The sequence below is a fragment of the Glycomyces arizonensis DSM 44726 genome (genome assembly GCF_000482705.1).
Lineage (GTDB): Bacteria > Actinomycetota > Actinomycetes > Mycobacteriales > Micromonosporaceae > Glycomyces > Glycomyces arizonensis.
Genome location: NZ_AXWO01000017.1, coordinates 1 through 21,098 on the forward strand (window position 1 = coordinate 1; position 21,098 = coordinate 21,098).

At 73.1% G+C, this 21,098-nt stretch carries 17 protein-coding genes and 2 pseudogenes; 13 read left to right on the forward strand and 6 right to left on the reverse strand.

The window, feature by feature from the left end:
* Nucleotides 1-125 precede the first annotated feature (125 nt).
* From H613_RS0113005 to H613_RS30890, 3 genes are all read right to left on the reverse strand, one after another.
* Nucleotides 126-764, reverse strand: coding sequence for a TetR/AcrR family transcriptional regulator (locus H613_RS0113005; RefSeq protein WP_026924137.1), 639 nt, complete (start codon nucleotides 762-764; stop codon nucleotides 126-128).
* Nucleotides 765-859: 95 nt separating this feature from the next.
* The gene (locus H613_RS0113010) at nucleotides 860-2,317 is read right to left on the reverse strand and encodes an MFS transporter (RefSeq protein ID WP_026924138.1); all 1,458 of its coding nucleotides are present in this window, start codon (nucleotides 2,315-2,317) and stop codon (nucleotides 860-862) included.
* A gap of 150 nt (nucleotides 2,318-2,467) precedes the next feature.
* A complete protein-coding gene (locus H613_RS30890) occupies nucleotides 2,468-2,650 on the reverse strand; it encodes a hypothetical protein (RefSeq protein ID WP_156926011.1) in 183 nt (60 codons plus the stop codon).
* 202 nt (nucleotides 2,651-2,852) lie between these two features.
* Here H613_RS30890 and H613_RS0113020 point away from each other — a divergent pair, with 202 nt between their 5' ends.
* The 3 genes from H613_RS0113020 to H613_RS0113030 all read left to right on the forward strand — a co-directional run bounded on the left by H613_RS0113020 (nucleotide 2,853) and on the right by H613_RS0113030 (nucleotide 7,374).
* Nucleotides 2,853-3,992 (forward strand): citrate synthase/methylcitrate synthase, encoded by a 1,140-nt coding sequence (locus H613_RS0113020; RefSeq protein WP_026924139.1) that lies wholly within the window; start codon nucleotides 2,853-2,855, stop codon nucleotides 3,990-3,992.
* A gap of 83 nt (nucleotides 3,993-4,075) precedes the next feature.
* On the forward strand, nucleotides 4,076-6,193 hold the full coding sequence (gene pta, locus H613_RS26375; RefSeq protein ID WP_035738036.1) for a phosphate acetyltransferase: 2,118 nt from the start codon (nucleotides 4,076-4,078) through the stop codon (nucleotides 6,191-6,193).
* The gene (locus tag H613_RS0113030) at nucleotides 6,190-7,374 is read left to right on the forward strand and encodes an acetate/propionate family kinase (protein ID WP_026924140.1); all 1,185 of its coding nucleotides are present in this window, start codon (nucleotides 6,190-6,192) and stop codon (nucleotides 7,372-7,374) included. The genes pta and H613_RS0113030 overlap by 4 nt, the downstream gene beginning before the upstream one ends.
* A 68-nt stretch (nucleotides 7,375-7,442) precedes the next feature.
* Here the strand turns inward: H613_RS0113030 and H613_RS32380 are convergent.
* Nucleotides 7,443-7,868 (reverse strand): annotated as a pseudogene (locus H613_RS32380) (SsgA family sporulation/cell division regulator); the annotation flags it as partial.
* 423 nt (nucleotides 7,869-8,291) lie between these two features.
* Between H613_RS32380 and H613_RS0113040 the strand changes: the two are divergent.
* The 3 genes from H613_RS0113040 to H613_RS0113050 are packed head-to-tail and all read left to right on the forward strand — an operon-like array spanning nucleotide 8,292 to nucleotide 11,288.
* On the forward strand, nucleotides 8,292-8,960 hold the full coding sequence (locus H613_RS0113040) for an O-methyltransferase (RefSeq protein ID WP_026924142.1): 669 nt from the start codon (nucleotides 8,292-8,294) through the stop codon (nucleotides 8,958-8,960).
* Between the two features lie 58 nt (nucleotides 8,961-9,018).
* A complete protein-coding gene (locus H613_RS0113045) occupies nucleotides 9,019-10,089 on the forward strand; it encodes a glycosyltransferase (protein ID WP_084546591.1) in 1,071 nt (356 codons plus the stop codon).
* A gap of 17 nt (nucleotides 10,090-10,106) precedes the next feature.
* Nucleotides 10,107-11,288 carry a glycosyltransferase gene (locus tag H613_RS0113050; RefSeq protein ID WP_026924144.1) on the forward strand — a complete coding sequence of 394 codons (1,182 nt, stop codon included), beginning with the start codon at nucleotides 10,107-10,109 and terminating at the stop codon, nucleotides 11,286-11,288.
* Here the strand turns inward: H613_RS0113050 and H613_RS32615 are convergent.
* Both H613_RS32615 and H613_RS0113060 read right to left on the reverse strand, forming a co-directional pair.
* A pseudogene (locus tag H613_RS32615) lies at nucleotides 11,289-12,182 on the reverse strand (glycosyltransferase family 2 protein); the annotation flags it as partial.
* A complete protein-coding gene (locus H613_RS0113060) occupies nucleotides 12,179-13,072 on the reverse strand; it encodes a glycosyltransferase (protein WP_026924146.1) in 894 nt (297 codons plus the stop codon). The pseudogene H613_RS32615 and the gene H613_RS0113060, both read right to left, overlap by 4 nt.
* Nucleotides 13,073-13,228: 156 nt before the next feature.
* On the opposite strand from H613_RS0113060, the gene H613_RS0113065 reads away from it, so the two are divergent.
* The 7 genes from H613_RS0113065 (at nucleotide 13,229) to H613_RS0113095 (ending at nucleotide 21,062) form a co-directional block, all read left to right on the forward strand.
* Nucleotides 13,229-14,869, forward strand: coding sequence for a carbamoyltransferase family protein (locus H613_RS0113065; protein WP_026924147.1), 1,641 nt, complete (start codon nucleotides 13,229-13,231; stop codon nucleotides 14,867-14,869).
* Nucleotides 14,866-16,344, forward strand: a complete 1,479-nt coding sequence (locus tag H613_RS0113070; protein ID WP_026924148.1) for an HAD-IIIA family hydrolase — start codon at nucleotides 14,866-14,868, stop codon at nucleotides 16,342-16,344. Before H613_RS0113065 ends, H613_RS0113070 begins: the two co-directional genes overlap by 4 nt.
* Entirely contained in the window at nucleotides 16,341-17,363 is a 1,023-nt protein-coding gene (locus tag H613_RS0113075) for a glycosyltransferase family 9 protein (protein ID WP_026924149.1), read from the forward strand. Before H613_RS0113070 ends, H613_RS0113075 begins: the two co-directional genes overlap by 4 nt.
* A gap of 102 nt (nucleotides 17,364-17,465) precedes the next feature.
* The gene (locus H613_RS0113080; RefSeq protein WP_035738038.1) at nucleotides 17,466-18,050 is read left to right on the forward strand and encodes a D-sedoheptulose-7-phosphate isomerase; all 585 of its coding nucleotides are present in this window, start codon (nucleotides 17,466-17,468) and stop codon (nucleotides 18,048-18,050) included.
* Nucleotides 18,047-19,423, forward strand: a complete 1,377-nt coding sequence (locus H613_RS0113085) for a PfkB family carbohydrate kinase (protein WP_026924151.1) — start codon at nucleotides 18,047-18,049, stop codon at nucleotides 19,421-19,423. Before H613_RS0113080 ends, H613_RS0113085 begins: the two co-directional genes overlap by 4 nt.
* A 20-nt stretch (nucleotides 19,424-19,443) precedes the next feature.
* Nucleotides 19,444-20,127: an SDR family oxidoreductase gene (locus H613_RS0113090; protein ID WP_026924152.1), complete on the forward strand. Its 684-nt coding sequence runs from the start codon at nucleotides 19,444-19,446 to the stop codon at nucleotides 20,125-20,127.
* A complete protein-coding gene (locus tag H613_RS0113095; protein WP_035738040.1) occupies nucleotides 20,118-21,062 on the forward strand; it encodes a glycosyltransferase family 9 protein in 945 nt (314 codons plus the stop codon). Before H613_RS0113090 ends, H613_RS0113095 begins: the two co-directional genes overlap by 10 nt.
* Nucleotides 21,063-21,098: the final 36 nt, after the last annotated feature.

A 21,098-nucleotide genomic window follows, 5' to 3' on the forward strand; every position in this document is an offset into this window, starting at 1 on the left:
GTGTCAATGGCAGCACTTCGTGCTGGTGCGACACCTTGCCAAGGTGTAGGTCGCCGGTTCGATCCCGGTCGTCCGCTCCAGTGAATGGAAAGGCCCGGCGTGATCGCCGGGCCTTTCTTCTGCCTTCACTCAGTCTTCGGTACCCAGCGGGCGCCCAGCTCATCGTCGCTCGCGGGCGAGCCCGGCAGCGGCCCGGCCCCTGGCGCTCGCAGCGCTTCCAGGTACAGCTCCAGCATGCGCAGCCGCAGCTCGCGCGTCCGCTCGGCGTCCCCGAGGCTGATTGATGAGATCGACTCGGTGATCATCGCCAGGTCCCCGTTCTCCACGTCGCCGCGCAGCACGCCCGCGTCCTTGACCCGCGCCAGCAGCGCCCGGTTGAACTCGTCGGCCGCTGTCGCCGCCGCGAACATGTCCGGCGTCGGCGTGAACGTCCCCGCCAGCCGCACCGTGATCGACGGCGTGTCGGCCACCACGACCTTCCGCAGGAACTCGCGGAACGCCTCCCACGGATCGCCCTCGGCGTCCACCGCCTCGCGGACCAGTTCGGTGTACCGCGCCAGCCCGTCGCCGCAGAGCTTGCGCAGCAGGTCCTCCTTGCTCGGATAGCGCCGGTACAGGGCGCTGATGCCCACCCCCGCCCGCTTGGCGACGTCGGCGATCGGCGCCTCGGGGTCGGCGACGAAGACCTCCTTCGCGGCTTCGAGGATGAGCTTGTCGTTGCGGGCGGCCTGCGCCTTGCGCCCGCTCAGCGGCTTGTCGATCATGAGGACATCCTAACTGGAACAGAGTATTTTGTTCTGAATGAGGGAAGCCGAAAGCCGCGAACCCCCGAAGGGGCCCGCGGCGAATCGGACGCGGTCTAATGCTCGTCGCGCGCCTTCTTCGGCAGCCCGAAGGCCACCGCGAAGGCCACGACGGTCAGCGCGATCGTGATGCCGGTGATCGTCTGCGCGGCCGACATGGCCTCCGCCTCGCCGCCGCCGATCGCGAACCGGCTGAAGAAGACCGTCCCCAGGCCCGCGACGCCGAGGGCCGCCGCGCCCTGCTGGAACGATTCGAGCAGGCCCGAGGCCGAGCCGATCTCGTGGTCCTCCAGGTCGCCGACGATGATGCCGAACAGCGGCACGAAGATCATGCCCATGCCGATCCCGTACACCAGCAGCGCCGGGGACAGCGCCCACGGGCTCGGTGCCGAGCCGCCGAACTGGAGGAACAGCACCGCGAGGCCGATCGCCATCCCCGCCAGCCCGACGTGCAGGATCTTCCGGCCGAGCTTCGGCGCGAGGCCCGCGCCGGCGCCCGAGCCGATGAACGCGCCGACCGCCCAGGCGGCCATCGACAGGCTGGCCTTCAGCGGACTGAAGCCCAGGCCGAGCTGGAGGAACAGGCCCACGGCCAGGGAGAAGCCGGTCACGGCCCCGAAGAAGACGACCACGAACGCGATCCCCGAGGTGTAGGAGCGTTTGGTGAAGACGCTCAGCTCGATGAGCGCGGCCTTGCCCGAGCGCGAGCGTCTGATCTGGCCGAGGGCGAACAGGCCCAGGACCGGGACGGAGGCCACCAGCATCGCCACCGTCCACGCGGGCCAGCCGAGTTCGCGGCCCTCGACGAGCGGCACCAGCAGCAGGCACATCCCGGCGGCGGCCACCAGAGCGCCGCCCAGGTCGAGCCGCAGTCCCTTGACGCTCGGGGCTCCGGCGGGCAGCACCTTGGCGCCCAGGACGAGGGCGGCCAGGCCGAGCGGCAGGTTCATCAGGAAGATCGAGCGCCAGCCGGTGCCCAGCAGGTCGGCGTCGATGAGCAGCCCGGCAGCGACGGGGCCGCCGATCGTGGCGAGCCCGATGAGCGGGCCGAAGACGGCGTAGGCCTTGCCGAGCTCGCGCCCGAACATGTCGCGGATGAGCCCGAAGCACTGCGGCACCATGATCGCCGCGAACGCGCCTTGGACGACCCGGGAGGCGAGGAGCACCTCGATCGACCCGGCCGCCCCGCAGGCGAGCGAGGCCGCGAGGAATCCGATCAGGCCGGTCATGAGGACCCGCTTGCGGCCGAACATGTCGCCGAGGCGGCCGCCGGTGAGCAGCCCGACCGCGAGCGCGAGGGTGTATCCGGCGGCGAGCCACTGGATGGTGGCGGCGGTGCCGCCGAGCTCGGTCCGGATCGCGGGGGCCGCGACGTTGACGATCGAGGCGTCGAGGAGGTTGAGCAGGGTCGCGGCGAGGACGGCGACCAGGCCCCACCAGCGGTGGGGGAAGCGGGTCTCGGTTTTCGGAGCGGTCGGTTTCGCGACGGGAGCGGCTTCTGCGGTGACGGACACGGGTGCCTCCGGTGTCTGGTCTGAATCTATCGGAACGGAACGTTTGATTCCACTATATCAGACCGGAACGATCCGTTCCAATAGAAGGGTAGAAATAACTCGCCGGAGATCGAACACCGAGTTCAGGGCGGTGCGGAGGCCGCCCGACGCTCAGCTCTGGTTCCCGGCCCCCAGGTAGCCGAAGACGATGATCACCGCGACCGCGGCGACCACCAGCCACAGCGTGGCGCGGCGGAACTTGTGGCGCGCCCCGGGGGAGAACCACATGACGGCCGCGACGATGAGCAGGACTCCTACCGCCACACCGGGAGCGGCACTCAGATCTTCGTTCATACAGCAGACCAATCACGTAAGAGGGGCAACCGTCTGTTGATATCGTGCCAGACGGGCCGGTTTCGCATGAGAGGTGACACAGCCCCCCACCCGCTGTGACGACACCCGGCGGCCATGGCGCTACTCTTCGGCCGCAAGCACCGGTCCGTGACAGGTTGTGCCAACGGACGGCTCGCAAGCTTCGCCATGGTCGGGAGGACCAATGACCGAATTCATCGAAGTTCCCCGAGGCCTTGACCGCGTCATCGTCGCCGACACCGAGATCGGCGACGTCCGAGGCGAAGAGGGCTTCTACCACTACCGCCAGTACAACGCCGTCGAGCTCGCCGAGCGGTGCTCCTTCGAGCAGGTCTGGCACCTCATGATCCACGGCGAGCTCCCCACCGACGAGCAGCTCGCCGACTTCAAGAGCACGGTGGCTCCGTACCGCAAGCTCACGCCGCAGGTCGCCGAGCTGCTGCCGCGCCTTGAGGGCGCCTCGCCGCTCGACGGGCTCCGCACCGCCCTCTCGGCCGCCTGCGCCGCCCGGCCCATGCGCCCGCTGCTCGACATCGACGACGAGACCCGCCGCGACGACGCCCTCTACGCCTGCGCCGTCGCCCCCACCATCCTCACGGCAATGTGGAGGATCAGCCAGGGGGACGAGCCGCTCCAGCCGCGCGAGGACCTCGCCTACGCCGCCAACTACCTCTACATGATGACCGGCGAGGTGCCCTCGGAGGAGCACGCCCGCGCCATCGAGCACTACCTCATCCTCACCATCGACCACGGCTTCAACGCCTCCACCTTCACCAGCCGCGTCATCGCCTCCACCGGGGCCGATCTCGGTGCGGCCCTGGTGGGTGCGGTCGGCGCGCTCTCCGGCCCGCTCCACGGCGGCGCCCCCTCGCGCGCCCTCGACGCGCTCGACGCCATCGGCTCGGTCGACAACATCGACAACTGGATCCGCACCGAACTCGAGGCCGGGCGCCGCATCATGGGCTTCGGCCACGCCGTCTACAAGACCGACGACCCGCGCTCGGTCCACCTGCGCGACGTCGCCACCGGGCTCGACGGCGACATCGTCGAATTCGCCAAGACCGTCGAACGCCGCGTCATCGAGATCCTCGCCGAGGTCAAGCCCGGCCGCAGCCTCTACACCAACGTGGAGTTCTACGCGGGCGTCGTCATGGAGCTCGCCGGGGTCCCCCGGGAGATGTTCACGCCCACCTTCACCACCAGTCGCGTCGTCGGCTGGAGCGCCAACATCCTTGAGCAGGCACATGATTCGAAGATCATCCGGCCCCGCGCCCGCTACGTCGGGCCTCCGCCGCCGCAGCCCGTTCCGGTCTCCCACCCGTAACCGCGGGGTTGCACGCAACGTCACAGGTGAGCCGCCGCGCAGATCGGCTGCGCGGCGCTCCGCGGATGGATAGCGTTGAAATCGTGGCTCAAAGTCTCTACCTCGCAAGCCTGGACACCAACAGCGGCAAGTCCGGTGTCGCGTTCGGCGTCATGGACCTGCTCACCAAGCGGGCGGGCTCGGTGGCCGTCTTCCGGCCGATCGTCCGCGACGAGCACGCCCGCCGGCCCGCCGATGGCCTGGAGGCCGAACCGTCCGGCGGCGACCCCGTCATCACCCTGCTGCGCGGCCACTACCGGCTCTCCCAGACCTACGAGAGCGCCGTCGGCGCCACCTATTCCGACGTCCGCGCGGACGCCGAGGCGGCGCTGTCGCTCATCGTCGAGCGCTACCACGCGCTGGCCGACGACCACGACGTGGTGCTGGTGGTCGGCAGCGACTACTCCGATGTGGGCGCCTCGGTCGAGTTCGCCTTCAACACGCGCGTCGCGGTCAACCTCGCCGCCCCCATGGTCCTCATCATCACCGGCTACCGGCAGCGCCCGGCCGACATCGACGCCGCGCTGCGCTTCGGCGTCGCCGAGGCCGAGGCCGAGCACGCCACTGTCCTGGGCACCATCGTCAACCGCGTCGACCCCAAGGACGTCGAGGAGGTCCGCGCCGCCCATCCCGGCACCGGCGTCATCGCCGAGGACCCCGCCCTGGGCGCCCCCACCGTCGCCGAGCTCATCGAGGCCGCCGACGCGACGCTCCTGTCCGGCGACACCGACGTGCTCACCAGGACCGTGGGCGACGTGGTCGTCGCCGCCATGACCCTGCCGAACCTTTTGCTGCGACTGGCCGACGACAAGGCCGTCATCCTCCCCGGCGACCGCTCCGACGTCCTGCTCGGCCTGCTCGCCGCTCACCAGGCCGAGGGCACGCCGAGCCTGTCGGCCATCTTCCTCACCGGCGGCATCCACCCCGCCCCGCAGATCTTCGACATCGTCGCCGGGCTCGACTCGCGCCTGCCGATCGCCCTGGTCCAGCACGACACCTTCGACATGGCCAACCTCGCCGGGGGCGTCATCGGCTCGCTCGCCTCCGGCGGCGAGCGCAAGGCCGCGCTGGCCCTGGAGGCCTTCGCCGCGGGCGTCGACGGCGACGACCTGCTCGACCGGCTGCGCCTGTCGAAGCCGACCGTGGTCACCCCGATCATGTTCGAGCACTCCATGCTCGGGCGCGCCAAGGGCCTCGACAAGCACATCGTGCTCCCCGAGGGCGCCGAGCCGCGCATCCTCAAGGCCGCCGAGATCCTCATGCGGCGCGGCGTCGCCCGACTCACGCTGCTCGGCGAGGAGTCCGAGGTCCGCTCGCAGGCGGCGCAGCTCGGCGTCGACGTCAGCGCCGCGGCGGTGCTCAACCCCGGCGACCACGAGATCCGCGAGCGCTTCGCGGAGGAGTACGCCAGGATCCGCGCCCACAAGGGCGTCACCGCCGAGGCCGCCTACGACACCGTCGCCGATGTGTCCTATTTCGGCACCATGATGGTCCACACCGGCATGGCCGACGGCATGGTCTCCGGCGCCGTCCACACCACCGCCCACACCATCCGGCCCTCCTTCGAGATCATCAGGACCAAGCCGGGCGTCGCCGTCGTCTCCTCGGTGTTCTTCATGTGCCTGGAGGACCGCGTCCTGGTCTACGGCGACTGCGCGGTCAACCCCGACCCCGACGCCGAGCAGCTCGCCGCCATCGCGCTGTCCTCGGCCGACACCGCCGCCGAGTTCGGCGTGGAGCCGCGCGTGGCGATGCTGTCCTACTCCACCGGCAGCTCCGGCAGCGGCGAGGCGGTCGAGAAGGTCCGCGAGGCCACCGAGCTCGTCCGGTCCCGCAGGCCCGGCCTGCCGATCGACGGACCGATCCAGTACGACGCGGCCGCCGACGCGGGCGTCGCGGGCACCAAGGCCCCCGACTCGGAGGTGGCGGGCAAGGCCACGGTCTTCATCGTCCCCGACCTCAACACCGGCAACAACCTGTACAAGGCCGTGCAGCGCTCGGCCGGGGCGATCGCCGTCGGCCCGGTCCTCCAGGGGCTGCGCAAGCCCGTCAACGACCTCTCCCGGGGCGCCACCGTCCCCGATATCGTCAACACCGTCGCGCTGACCGCCATCCAGGCGGACAGCGGGGCCGAGGCACCCCGAGTGGAAGGACACCAATGAGCGCACCGGTCCTGGTGATCAACTCCGGTTCGTCGTCGATCAAGTACCAGCTGGTCGACGGCGATACCCGCGAGGCGTCGACGTCCGGGCTCATCGAGCGGATCGGACAGTCCGAATCGGTCATCACCCACAAGACCGGCGAGGAGAAGCGCGTCTGGAACGAGCACCTGGACGACCACGCCGCCGGACTCGCGGCGATGGTCAAGGCCTGCGGCGAGTTCGGCACGCCGCTGTCGGAGGCCGGGCTCATCGCCGTCGCCCACCGCGTCGTCCACGGCGGCGAGCGCTTCGTGCAGCCGGTGGTCATCGACGACGAGGTCGAGGCCGTGGTCGCCGATCTCATCGAGCTCGCGCCGCTGCACAACCCCGCCAACCTGGAGGGCATCCGGGTGGCGCGGCGACTGTTCCCCGACCTGCCGCAGGTGGCGGTGTTCGACACGGCCTTCCACGCGACCATGCCCGAGCGCGCACACGTCTACGCCGTCCCGACCGCATGGCGCGAGGAGCACGGGGTGCGCCGCTACGGCTTCCACGGCATCTCGCACGCCTACGTCTCCCGCCGGGCCGCCGAGATGCTCGGCAAGGACCCCAAGGAGGTCAACGTCATCGTCGCCCACCTCGGCAACGGGGCGTCGATCACCGCCGTCGAGCGGGGCCGCTCGATCGACACCTCGATGGGCCTGACGCCGCTCGAAGGCCTGGTCATGGGCACTCGCTCGGGCGACATCGACCCGGCGATCGTCTTCCACATGCACCGCCGGACCGGCGCCTCCTTCGACGAGCTCGACGAGGCGCTGAACAAGCGGTCGGGGATGCTCGCGCTGACCGGCGCGATCGACATGCGGGGGATCGTCCGGGCCGCCGCCGAGGGCGATCAAACCTGCGCGAGTGCGCTCGAGATCTACTGCTACCGGGTCAGGAAGTACATCGGGTCCTACATCGCCGCGCTCGGGGGCGCCGACGCCGTCGCGTTCACCGCGGGGGTGGGGGAGAACAGCGCCGAGGTGCGGGCCAGGTCGCTGGAGCCGCTCGCGGCGCTCGGGCTCAGGCTCGACGAGTCGGCCAACCAGGCGGGCGGGCCGGTCATCTCGACGTCGGACTCGCGCATCACGGCGATGGTCATCCCCACCGACGAGGAGGGCGAGATCGCCGAGCAGACCGCGGCGCTGCTGCGCTCATAGCCGGACATGCGGAAGGGGCGGGCCGCCGACCCGCCCCTCCGGCTCGCCTCGGTCCGTATTAACACGCCTCCGGCCAGCAGCTTCGTCAACGTGGAGTCCAGGTCCACATGCGCCGATTCACGGCCCCTGGGCACCAGGCTGTAGGCCCGGCGCAGGAACCGCTGGACCACCGCGCGGTTGATCTCGAACAGCGCGTTCCCGTCGGGGGAGGACAGTGCCAGGGCGACCGACTCGCCGCGCGGCGTCGTCCACGGCCAGACCCGCACGTCTCCGATGCCCGTGGGCTCCTCCAGGCCCTTCGCGAGGAGCTCTCGCGAGAAGGACCACGCCACCTGGTCGGCGTCGGAGCCGTCGGGGTGGAACATGACGCACACCGCGTACGGGTCGTCCGGGTCGTAGCGCAGACTCGCGCGCACGCTGACGGTGGCGAAGTCGGGCGCGACGAGTCGCATGGTGGTGCCGATGTCGACCGTCGCCGATCGTGCCATGCTCATAGCGATACCCCCCAGTGTGCGGCAGGCTCCCCGAAGCCGGCCGGCCTCTCTGCCCCCGCCCGCCGGTACCGATCCGGATCCACGGCGGTGAACATGTCGTGATTCAGGTCTATCATTCAAGCCGTTGCGCCGTACGGCGATCGGCAAGACCGACCCCGGCGCGTTCTGGTGATACGGGGGCAAAAACCTACAAAAGACCATCGTCTATTTTCTGTCTCTGCGGTAATTACACCCGCGTCGTTCATGCTTTAGGAGTACCATTCTCGGGCCTCGCCGAAACCCGACCGCGGCGAAAGGACACCGCTGAGCGGCGCTGGGCCGGACCGTCCGGTGGGGACATCGGACGCCTCGGCGGCGGCGCGTGTCGGGGCCGGGTGATAGCGTTTCCCGAACAGCTTCAGGACTCCGCGGAAGGAGCAGCCCATGGGACAGGCGCAATGGACCGAGGTCGACACGTTCCTCGACTCGCTCCTCATCGGAGAGGACGACGCCCTCGCCGAGGCCGTCGCCTCCAGCGAACGGGCGGGCCTGCCGCCGATCCAGGTCTCGGCCGCCCAGGGCAAGCTGCTGTACCTGCTGGCGAAGGTCCAGGGCGCCCGGCGCGTGCTCGAGATCGGGACGCTCGGCGGCTACAGCGCCATCTGGATGGCCAGGGCCCTGCCCGCGGGCGGGCACCTCATCAGCATGGAGGCCAGCCCGAGGCACGCCGAGGTCGCCAGCGGGAACGTCGCCCGCGCCGGACTGGTCGGCACCGTCGAGATCCGCGTGGGCCGCGCCGCCGAGAGCCTGCCGAAGCTCGCCGAGGAGGGGCCCGAGCCGTTCGACATGGTCTTCATCGACGCCGACAAGGCCGGATACCCCGCCTATCTGGAGTGGGCGCTGAAGCTGACGCGCCCCGGCGGCCTCATCGTCGCCGACAACGTCGTGCGCGGCGGGGCCGTGGCCGACGCGCTGAGCAGGGACACCAACGTGCGGGGCGTGCGCGCCTACCTGGAGGCGGTGGCCGCGAACCCGCGCCTGGAGGGCACCGTGGTGCAGACCGTCGGCGTCAAGGGCTACGACGGCCTCTCGATCGCCCGCGTACTCGAGTAAGGAGCGACGCGGTCCTCGTTGAAGATTGGCGGCGGCGCCTTCTGGGTACAGCCGCCTCATGCGAGGTTCGAGCAGGCCCGAGGCGAGGATCGGCGGCGATCGCCGCGCGAATTCCCCTGTAGACGACACCGGGGCAGGCGGCACTGGGGCGCGAGACGGCGACCGGCGGCTCCGGGTCCTGTCCTGGCACGTCCACGGCTCCTGGCAGCACTCCTTCGTCCAGGGCCGCCACGAGTACCTCCTGCCGACGCTGCCCGAACGCGGCCCGTGGGGCCTGGGCCGCGCCGATCGGCCCTGGGGACCGAACGCGGTCGAAGTCCCCGCCGCCGAACTGCGCGAGGCCGAGGTCGACGTCGTGGTGCTCCAGCGGCCCGAGGAGCTCGGCCTCGTCGAGCGCTGGCTGGGCCGCAGGCCCGGCATCGACGTGCCCGCCGTGTACGTCCAGCACAACACGCCGAACGAGGGCGCGGCCACCACCGAGCACGTCCTGTCCGAGCGCGGCGACATCACCGTCGTCCACGTCACCGACTTCAACCGGCTCATGTGGGACTGCGGCGAGGCCCCCACCGAGGTCATCGGGCACGGCATCGTCGACCCCGGCCCACTCTACGAGGGCGACCTCGCCAGGGCCGTCGCCGTCATCAACGAACCGGTGCGCCGCGGCAGGGTCGCCGGGGGCGACCTGCTGCCGCACTTCTGCGCCGCCGCCCCCGTCGACGTGTTCGGCATCAAGGCCTCCCAGATGCGGATCGACGCCGGGCCCGGCAGGCACGAACTGGTCGGCGGCGCCGACCTCCGGCTCGACGAGCTGCACCGGCAGATGGCCCGGCGCCGCGTCTACGTCCACCCCGCCCGCTGGACCTCGCTCGGGCTGTCGCTGCTGGAGGCGATGCACCTGGCCATGCCGGTGGCCGTCGTCGCCGCCACCGAGGCCGCCTCGTTCCCGCAGGAGGTCGGCGTCGTCTCGTGCGACCCGGGGGCCCTGGTGGCCGGGGTGCGCGAGCTGATCGAGGACCGCGAGCAGGCCGTCGCGGCGGGGAAGGCCGCGCGCGAGTACGCGCTGGCCAACTTCGGCCTCGAGGACTTCCTGCGGCGCTGGGACGCGCTGCTGGCGAGGGTCGCCGCGTGAGCAACCGAGGAGGCAGTATGAAGATCGCAATGGTGTCCGAGCATGCGAGCCCCATCGCGGACATGGGCGGCGAGGACGCGGGCGGCCAGAACGTGCACGTCGCGCAGCTCGCCGCCGCGCTCACCCGCCAGGGCCACCGTGTCTCGGTCTACACGAGGCGCGATCGGCCCGACCTCGCCGAGCGCGTCGAGGCGCCCGAGGGCTACGAGGTCGTTCACGTCGAGGCGGGTCCGGCCGGTCGCGTCCCCAAGGACCACCTGCTGCCGCACATGGGCGCCTTCGCCGAGCGGCTGCGCGCGCTGTGGGACGCCGAGCCGCCCGACATCGCGCACGCGCACTTCTGGATGTCGGGGCTGGCGTCGCTGTGGGCGGCCGACGAGGCCGACCTGCCGGTGGTGCAGACCTACCACGCGCTCGGCACGGTCAAGCGCCGCCACCAGGGCGAGGCCGACACGAGCCCGCCGAGCCGCCTCCAGCTCGAACGCGACATCGGCGCGCGGTGCGCGGGCGTCATCGCCACCTGCCGCGACGAGGTCGACGAGCTCGCCGCCATGGACGTCGACGGTGACAAGGTCGAGGTCATCCCGTGCGGGGTGGACCTCGAGCACTTCAACCCCGACGGGCCCGCCGGGGATCGCACCGGGCGCCGCCGCGTCGTCACCGCCGGCAGGCTCGTGCCGCGCAAGGGCGTCGACACGGCCATCAAGGCGCTGCGGGACCTGCGGGGCACCGAGCTGGTCGTCGCCGGGGGACCGGCCGAGGGCCCGGTGGAGGGTGACCCGGAGGCGCGGCGGCTGCGCCGCGTCGCCGAGGAGGCCGGCGTCGCCGACCGGGTGCTCATGCCCGGCCGCGTCCCGCACGAGGCCATGCCCGCGCAGTTCCGCTCTGCCGACGCCGTGGTCTGCACGCCCTGGTACGAGCCGTTCGGGATCGTCCCGCTCGAGGCGATGGCCTGCGGCGTGCCCGTGGTGGCCAGCGCCGTCGGCGGCATGATCGACTCCGTCGAGGACGGCGTCACCGGCACGCTCGTCCCCGACCCGTCTCCGGAGGCCGTCGCCGAGGCGCTCCGGCCCTATCTGGAGGACGCCGAGCTGGGGCGCCGGACCGGCCAGGCCGGGCGGGAGCGGGCGTGCGCGCTCTACTCGTGGGACGCGATCGCGGCCGAGACGATCAAGGCGTACGAACTGGCCGCCTCGTAAGCCGATGTAGCGGCGGGCCTTCGAGGCCCGCTGCGGTCCTTCCAGGAGCGCCAGCGCCGCCTCGATGCCCGGCGGGACGACGCGGCGGCGGCGCAGCACCCACGGCGTGCCGCGGACGGCCTCGACGACGGCCGCCGCGGTCGTGGCGTCGGCCGGGGCCGAGCGCAGGACCTCCATGCTGCGGCGCAGGGCGCTGCGGGCGGGGCGGCGCAGCCACTGCGTCCACAGCGTGTTGCGGATGCCGAGGCGGCGGCGCTCGGCCGAATCGCGCGATCCGGACGGCCGGTGGCGGACGACGACGTCCTCGACCCAGCACATCCACCAACCGGCGGCGGCCAGGTCGAGCGCGAGCAGTTCCTCCTCGCCGCTGAACCACATGCGCCGGTCGAACCCGCCGACCTGCCTGAAGGCGGCGGTGCGGAACATGGTGACCCCCGCCAGCACGCCCAGGAGCGGCTTGCCCGGCAGCCACGCCGGGCCTGGGACCGGCGACTCGCGCAGCTCGGGCGTGAGCGGGTCCTCCTCCAGTCCCGGCTCGACGAGGCACCGGCCGGTCACGCTCGCGACCGACTGGTGGGCGTCGAGGACGTCGGCCGCGCGTTCGAGCGAACCGGGCTCCCAGCACACGTCGTCGTCGCAGAAGGCGACGTAGCGGGTGCGCGCGAGGCCGACCGCGACGTTGCGGCCGATCGCGCCGAGGTTGCGTTCGGAGCGGACGAGGCGGACGGCGGGGAAGCGGCGCTCGACCGCCGCGGCGGTGCCGTCGGACGAGCCGTTGTCGACGACGATGACCGGCCCGGCGTCGGGCAGCGCGGTCATGTGCGCGAGGGTGCGTTCCAGCTCGGCTCGGCGGTTGCGGGTGATGACGACGATGGTGACGCGTCCGCGGCTCATGGGCGGGGCTCCACCTGCGCCGTCTCCAAGCGGACGATCGCGGCCTCGATCTCGGCGGGCAGGCGGCGCCGTCTGGTCAGGACCGCGGGCAGGCGCGCCAGCAGCTCGGCCAGGGCGGCGGCGGCGCTCCGGTCCCGCAGCGCCGCCGCAGCCAGGGGCCGCGTGTCGCGCAGGCACACGCCGAGCGGCCTGCGGTGCCACGAGGTCAGGGCGCTGTTGCGCAGCTCGCGGGCGCGGCGCCACGCCGAGGGCGGGCGCTCGGCGGACGGGTAGTGGCGGGCGATGACGTCGTCGGCGTAGCACAGGTGCCAGCCGCGGGCGGCCAGGTCGAAGGCGAGCAGCTGCTCCTCCCCGGCGAAGCGCAGGATCGGGCTGAAGCCGCCGGCCTGGGTGTACGCCGAGCGGCGCACGACGGAGGCGCAGGCGAGGAAGCCGAGGACGGCGGGCCCGGGCATCCCCTCGGGCGTCCCAAGCGGACTGGCGGCCATCGCGTCGTTGAGCGGGTCGGGCCTGGCCTCGTCGCCGACGAGGGTGCGGGCGGCGACCAGGCCGAGGCGCGGGTGCGCGTCGAGGAGGTCGGCGGCCCGCGCCAGAGCGCCGCGCTCCCACCACGAGTCGTCGTCGGCGAAGGCGACGTACGGCGTCGTGGCGGACCGGACGCCCACGTTCCTGGCGACCGAGCCCTCGTTGGCGCGCAGCCGCCGGTAGTGCACGTGCGGGCATCCGGCGGCCAGGGCCCGCATCTGCGGGCCGGTGTCGTCGTCCGAGGCGTTGTCGACCACGATCACCTGCGGTGTCGGATCCAGCGACAGCAGCTCCACAATGGTGCGTTTGAGTTCGGTCGCCCGGTTCCTGGTGGCGATGACGACACTGGTGCGCTCGTCGAACATGCGGCGCGGATACCCCGAAGGTCCGGTGCGCACACCTGCGCGAGCACTGTAACGGCTCTCAACTGGCCGATGTTTACAAGTGAAGACACAGGGTAGCTATGGCGTACTGAAGTGACGCGCGATTTCGCGGGTCCGAGGCGAACTCAGGGGGCTGCAGTGAAGGTTCTGGGCGTCAACGCGATCTTCCACGATTCTTCGGCGGCACTGGTCGTCGACGGGGAGATCGTCGCCGCGGCCGAAGAGGAGCGGTTCAGCCGCCGCAAGCACGGCAAGCGGCCGGTGCCGTTCGCCGCCTGGGAGCTGCCCGACCAGGCCATGGCCTGGTGCCTGGCCGAAGGCGGCCTGGACGCGAGCGAACTCGACGCGGTGGCCTACGCCTACGACCCCGACGCGGTCGATCACGAGGGCGGCGGCCTCGACCCGCAGTGGGAGCCGCTGCGCACCACCTACGCCAGGCGGGCGCCGCTGTTCCTCCACACCGCTCTGCCGAGCCTCGACAACTCCAAAGTGGTGTTCGTGCGGCACCACGTGGCGCACGCCGCCTCCGCGGCGCTGGCCGCCCCCTTCGCCGACGGCGGCGCCGCCGACTGCGCCGTCATCGTCGCCGACGGCCGCGGCGAATGCGCCTCCTACCTCGCCGGGCAGTACCTCGACGGCAAGCTCGTCGAGCTGGCCGCCCAAGACCTGCCGCACTCGCTCGGCCTGCTCTACGAGGACGCCACCGCGCACCTGGGCTTCGCGCGCTCCAGCGACGAGTACAAGGTCATGGCCCTCGCCTCCTACGGCACGCCGCGATTCCTCCCCGAGCTGACCGAGGCCGTCCACGCCACCGGCGACGGCGGCTTCCGCACCGAGCCGATCGACTGGGACCGCCTCGCCCCGCCCCGCGATCCCGACGCCGAGCCGACCCGCGACCACGCCGACCTCGCCGCGAGCGTCCAGCGCCGCCTCGAGGACGTCCTGCTCGAACTCGCCCGCTGGACGCATGAGCGCACCGGCGCGACCGACCTCGCCCTCGCCGGCGGCGTCGCCCTCAACTGCGTGGCCAACACCCGCCTGCACAACGAGGGCCCGTTCGAGCGCATCTGGGTCCAGCCCGCCGCGGGCGACGCCGGGACCGCGCTCGGCGCCGCCCTCCACGTCGCCGCCGAACTGGGCGACGAGGTCGCCCCCATGCGCACCGCCGCGCTCGGGCGCGGCTGGAGCGAGGCGGCGATCGAAGCCGAACTCGTGCGCTCGGGGCTCCCCTACGAGCGCCCCGACGACCTCGCCGACGAGGTCGCCGCCGCCCTGGCGGCCGACGAGATCGTCGGCTGGTTCCAGGGCCGCGCCGAATTCGGGCCCCGCGCCCTCGGCCAGCGGTCCCTGCTCGCCCACCCCGGCCGCGAGGACAACCTCGAGCGGCTCAACGCCGTCAAGGGCCGCGAGTCGTTCCGCCCGGTGGCGCCGATGGTGCTCGCCGAGCGGGCCCCGGAGGTGTTCGGGCGCGGCCCGCAGCCCTCGCCGTACATGCTGTTCGTCCACGACGTCGACCCGAGCTGGCGGGACCGGCTGCCCGCGGTCACCCATGTCGACGGGACCGCCCGCATCCAGACCGTCGACCGCGCCGACCACCCGCTCCTGGCCGCGATGCTCGCGGACTTCGAGCGCCGCACCGGCCTGCCCGCGGTGGTCAACACCAGCTTCAACACCGCCGGGCGGCCGATGGTCGACCACCCCAGGGACGCCCTCGAGTGCTTCGGGTCGGCGCCGATCGACCTGCTCGCCCTCGGCCCGTTCACGGTGAGGCGCCGATGACCACCATCACCATCGTCGTCCCCACGATCGGCAGGCCGAGCCTGCGGACGCTCCTGACCGCCCTGGCCGCGGCCAAGGGCCCCGAGCCCAGGCGCCTCGTCCTCGTCGACGACCGGCCCCGGCCCGGCAGGCTCGAACTGCCGGACCTGCCCTTCCCGTGCGACGTGCTGCGCTCCTACGGCCGCGGCCCCGCCGCGGCCCGCAACCTCGGCTGGCGGGCCGCCGACACCGAATGGGTCGCCTTCCTCGACGACGACGTCATCCCGTCGGCCACCTGGTTCGCCGACCTCGACGCCGACCTCGCGCCGCTCGGCGACGACGACGCCGCCTCCCAGGGACGCATCGAGGTGCCGCTGCCCGAAGGCCGCAGGCCGACCGACTCCGAGCGCGGCACCGCCTCGCTCGCCGACGCGCGGTGGATCACCGCCGACATGGCCTACCGGCGCGAGGCCCTCCAGGCCGTCTCCGGGTTCGACGAGCGCTTCACCCGCGCCTTCCGCGAGGACTCCGACCTGGCGCTGCGGATCGTGGACGCCGGCTGGCGCATCGGCTACGGCGAGCGCGTCAGCACCCACCCGGCTCGCCCGAGAGGCTTCCTCGCGAGCGTTCGCGACCAAGCCGGCAACGCCGACAACGCGCTCATGCGGGCCAAGCACGGCCTCACCTGGCGCCAGCGCTCCGGCGAGCGGCCCGCCAGGTTCCTCAGCCACCTCGCCACCACCGGCCTCGGCGCCGCCGCGCTGATCGGAGCGCTGCGGGGCCGCCGCTGGGCCGGTGCCGCCGCCGCGGCCTGGGGCGTGCAGACCGCCCGCTTCGCCGCGAGCCGCATCGCACCCGGCCCGAAGCGCCCCGCCGAGATCGCCGACATGGCGCTCTCCAGCGCGCTCATCCCGCCCGCCGCGATCTTCTGGAGCGCCGTCGGCACCCTGCGGCACCGGCCGAGCCCGCGCCCCGACGCGGTCCTGTTCGACCGCGACGACACGCTCATCGCCGACGGCCCCTACCTGTCCGACGCGGAGAAGGTCCGGCCCATGCCGGGGGCCGAGATCGCGCTGCGGCGCCTGCGGGCCGCCCAGGTCCCCGTCGGCGTCGTCACCAACCAGTCCGGCGTCGCCAAGGGACTGATCGCCCCCGAGGAGCTGGAGGCGGTCAACCGCCGCGTCGACGCGCTCCTGGGGCCCTTCGACGTGTGGAAGGTCTGCCCGCACGGCGCCGAGGACGGCTGCCGGTGCCGCAAACCAGCGCCCGGCATGGTCCGCTCGGCCGCCGCGAAACTCGGCGCCCGGCCCGAGCGGTGCGTCATGATCGGCGACACCGGCGCCGACGTCGCCGCCGCGCTCGACGCGGGCGCGCGGGCGATCCTCGTGCCCACCAGCGCCACGCGCCCCAGCGAGATCGCCCTCGCCAGGCGCCGCGCCGCCGTCGCCGCCGACCTGTGCGAGGCGGTCAACCTCGCGTTGGGGGACATCGCATGAGCAGACGCGTCCTCATCGCCAGGCAGGACAACATCGGCGACGTCCTGCTGGCGGGCCCGTGCGTGCGGGCCGTCGCCGCCTCCGGCGCGTCGGTCACCGTCCTCGCCGGACCGCACGGGGCCGCCGCCGCGGCGCTCCTGCCCGGCGCCTGCGACACGCTCACCTGGCGCGCGCCGTGGATCGACCCCGCGCCGCCGCCGGTCGAGGCCGACGACATCGAGGCGATCCGCGACGACATCGCCCGCCGCGACTTCGACGCCGCGCTCATCCTCACCTCCTTTCACCAGTCGCCGCTGCCGACGGCGATGCTGCTGCGCCTCGCGGGCATCCAGTGGATCGGCGCGATCAGCGAGGACTACCCCGGCTCCCTGCTCGACCTGCGCCACCGCGTCCCCGAGGCCCTCCCCGAGGCCGAACGCGCGCTCAGCCTCGCCACCGCCGCCGGATACCGCCTGCCCGAGGGCGACGACGGCCGCCTGGCCCTGGCCGGGCCGCTGCCCGACACCGGCCACCTCGGCCTGCCCGACCGCTACATCGTCGTCCACCCCGGGGCCTCGGCCCCGGCCAGACGCATGTCCCTGCCGCGCATGGCCGCCATCGCCGAAGCGCTCCAGGACGCCGGGCACCCGGTCGTCGTCACCGGCTCGAAGCCCGAACGGCCCCTCACCGCCTGCGTCGCCCAAGGCCGCGCCCTCGACCTGGGCGGACAGACCACACTGGACCAGCTCGCGGCCGTCATCGCCCGCGCCGACGCCGTCGTCGCCCCCAACACCGGGGCCGCGCACCTGGCCGCCGCCGTCGGGACCCCGGTCGTCAGCCTCTTCGCGCCCGTCGTCCCGGCCGTGAAATGGGGACCCTACGGGGTGCCGCACGTGCTCCTGGGCGACCAGGACGCCCCGTGCCGCGACACGCGCGCCCGAACCTGCCCCGTCACGCGGCACCCGTGCCTCGAGACGGTGTCGCCCGAGGCCGTGCTCGCGGCCGCCGAATCGCTCATGGCCGCCACGGTCGAAGCATGAGCACCGTGGAGGCGTGCGCAGCTGAAGCATGAGGACCGCCGAAACATGAGGACCGCCTGATCAAGAGAGCACTGACGATGCGAGACGAGAGGAAGGGACATCATGACCGACACAGCCGAGCAGCACTGGCGTCGACTGGGAGCCGCCATGGGCCGACTCCACGCCGAAGCGCCTCGCGTCCAACGCTGGGGCGAACACCTCGCGCGGACCCTTTCCGGCGGCGGCCGCCTCCTCGCCTGCGGTAACGGCGGCTCCGCCGCCGAAGCGCAGCACCTGACCGGCGAACTGGTCGGCCGCTTCCGGGCCGACCGGCCGCCGTTCTCGGCGATCGCGCTGCACGCCGACACCTCGGCGGCCACCGCCATCCTCAACGACTACGGCGAACACGAGTACTTCGCCCGGGCCGTCCGCGCGCATGGACGCCCCGGCGACATCCTCATCGCCCTGTCCACCAGCGGCACCAGCCACAATGTCATCAACGCCGCCAAGGCCGCCCTCCAAGAGGGGCTGACGGTGTGGGGCATGACCGGGCCGGGGCCCAACCAGCTGGCCACGCTCGCCGACGACGCGATCGCCGTGGACGCCGAGACCACCGCCACCGTCCAGGAGGCGCACCTGTCGATCGTCCACGCCCTGTGCGGCGCCTTCGACGACGCCCTGGGGGCCACCTCGGGGGGCGCGGCATGAAGCGGCTCGTGATCGTCGGCGACACGTTCCTCGACATCGACATCCACGGGCGCTCCGACCGGCTCTGCCCCGAAGCGCCCGTGCCCGTCGTGGACGCCGCCAGAGAGGTCCGGCGGCCCGGCGCCGCCGGGCTGGCCGCCATGCTCGCCGCCCGCGACTCGCCGCGCACCAGCCTCATCACCGCCCTCGGCGACGACCAGGCCGGACGGCAGCTGCGCGAACTGCTCGAACCGCACGTCGACCTCGTCGCCATGCCGCTGGCGGGCACCACCGTCCGCAAGATCCGCATCCGCGTCGGCAACCAGCTCATCACCCGCATCGACCACGGCGACGGCCGATCGCCCACCGGCGAGCTCGACGAGGCCGCCGCCATGACCCTCCTCCGCGCCGACGCCGTCCTCGTCGCCGACTACGGCCGCGGCATCGCCGAGCACTCGGGGCTCCGCCGCCTCCTGGCCGAACTGGCGCCCGCGATCCCCATCGTGTGGGACCCGCACCCGTCCGGGCCGCTGCCCGTCCGCGGCCTGCGGCTCGTGACGCCCAACCAGGCCGAGGCCGAGCGCCTCGCGCCCGGCGCCGACAACCACCGGCAGCTCGCCGAGCACCTGCGGGGCGCCTTCGCCAGCCACGCCGTCGCCGTCACCCGGGGCGCCCAGGGCGCGACCCTGGCGACCGAGACGCAGACCACGCGCGTCCCGCCGCCGCCCGACGTCCCCGTCGCCGCCGACCGGTGGGTCGACACGTGCGGCGCCGGCGACCAGTTCAGCGCGGCCGCCGCGAACGCCCTGCTGACCGGCGGCGACGTCCACCGGGCCGTGTCCCGCGGCGTCGAGGCCGCCTCGCGGTTCGTCGCCGCCGGGGGCGTCGGCGTCCTCCACGGCGACCAGTCCGCCGACGAGCCCGAGATGGACACCGGCATCGTCGACGCCTTCGAACTGGCCGCCCGCGTCCGCGGCGAGGGCGGCACCCTCGTCGCCACCGGCGGCTGCTTCGACCTGCTCCACCCCGGCCACGTCAGCCTGCTCCGGCGCGCCCGCTCCATGGGCGACGCCCTGGTCGTGTGCCTGAACTCCGACGACTCCATCAGGATGCTCAAGGGCGCGGGCAGGCCCATCCTCACCGCCGCCGACCGGGCCCGGCTGCTCGCCGAACTCGCCGTCGTCGACGCCGTCGTCGTCTTCGACGAGCCGACGCCCACCCAGGTCCTCGAACGGCTGCGGCCCCACATCTGGGTCAAGGGCGCCGACTACGCGGGCCGCCCGATCCCCGAATCGCACACCGTGTACCGCCACGGCGGTGAAGTCGTCGTCGTCCCCACCGTCGACGGCTACTCCACGACCAAGCTCATCGCGACCATGAGCACGCAGACCTGAACGATGAGAACGGAGAACGAATGATGCTGGGCAACGTCCTCGTGACCGGAGGCGCCTCGGGACTCGGCGCCGCGGCCGCCGCCGAGATCCTCGCCGCCGGAGGCACGCCGCTGATCCTCGACCGCAAGGCCCCCGAGGAGAAGGTCCCCTACCGCAAGGCCGACCTCGCCGACACCGCGGCCACCGCCGAGGCCGTCGACGAGCTCGCGACCGAGGCCGGGCGCCTCGACGCGGTCTTCACCGCCGCGGGCATCGACGCCTGCGGCGCGCTGGCCGACGTGCCCGCCGAGGACTGGGAGCAGGTGATCAAGGTCAACCTGCTCGGCACCGCCGCCACCGTCCGCGCCGCCCTGCCGCACCTGGCCGAGACCCGCGGCAAGGTCGTCACCTGCGCCTCCACGCTCGGCGTCAAGGCCGTCGGCGACGCCACCGCCTACTGCGCCTCCAAGTTCGGCGTCGTCGGCTTCACTCGCGCCCTGGCCGCCGAGACCGCCGGGCGCATCGGCGTCACCCTCCTCATCCCCGGCGGGATGCACACCGCGTTCTTCGACGACCGGCCCGAGCAGTACAAGCCCGCGCCCGACGCGAAGCTCAACGACCCCAGGGACGTCGCCCGCGCCGTCGTCTTCGCGCTCGGGCAGCCGCCCGGCTGCGAGGTGCGCGAGATGGTCGTCTGCTGCTCCGAGGAGACTTCCTGGCCGTGAGCGGCACCGTCCTGGTCCTGCGGGCGCTCGGCGTCGGCGATCTTCTGACCGCCGTCCCGGCGCTGCGCGCCCTGCGCGAGGAGTTCGACGGCAACCGGATCGTCCTCGCCGCGCCCGAGGCGCTGCGCGAGCTCGCCGACCTCGTCGAGGCCGTCGACCGCCTCCACCCGACGGCCGGGCTCGGCGAGCTCGAATGGCACGCCGAGCCGCCCGCCGTGGCCGTCAACCTGCACGGCAAGGGGCCCGAGAGCCTGCGCGACCTCCTCGACGCCGACCCGTCGGCGCTCATCTCGCACCGCAACCCGGCCGTGCCGAACGTGCCCGGGCCCGACTGGCGCCCCGAACTGCACGAGGTCGACCGCTGGTGCCGCCTGCTGGAGGAGTACGGCATCGCCGCCGACCCGACCGATCTCGCGCTCGGGCCGCCGCCGCGGCCCGCGGCGCACCGGGGCGCCGTCGTCGTCCACGCCGGGGCCGCCGCGGCGGCCCGGCGCTGGCCCCCCGACCGCTTCGCCTGGGTCGCCCGGCATCTGCAAGACGACGGCCACGACGTCGTCCTCACCGGCGGCCCCGCCGAGGCGGACCTCGCGCGGTCCGTGGCCGAGGCCGCGGGCATCGCGCCGGAGCGCGTCCTGGCCGGACGGACCCGGCTCGACGAGCTCGCCGCCGTCGTGGCCGCCGCCGGCCTGGTCGTCAGCGGCGACACCGGCATCGCCCACCTCGCCACCGCGTTCGGCACCCCGTCGGTGGTGCTGTTCGGGCCCTCGCCGCCGACGCTGTGGGGCCCGCCGCCCGGCGTGCGGCGCCACGTGGCGATGTGGGCCGGGCGCACCGGCGACCCGCTCGGCGAGAGCCCCGATCCCGGCCTGCTCGAACTGGAGCCCGAGCCCGTGCTCGACCAGTGCCGCGAACTCATCGGCCGCCACGGCCGCTGACCGCGCATTCGCGCCACCGCTCGCATCCACTGCATC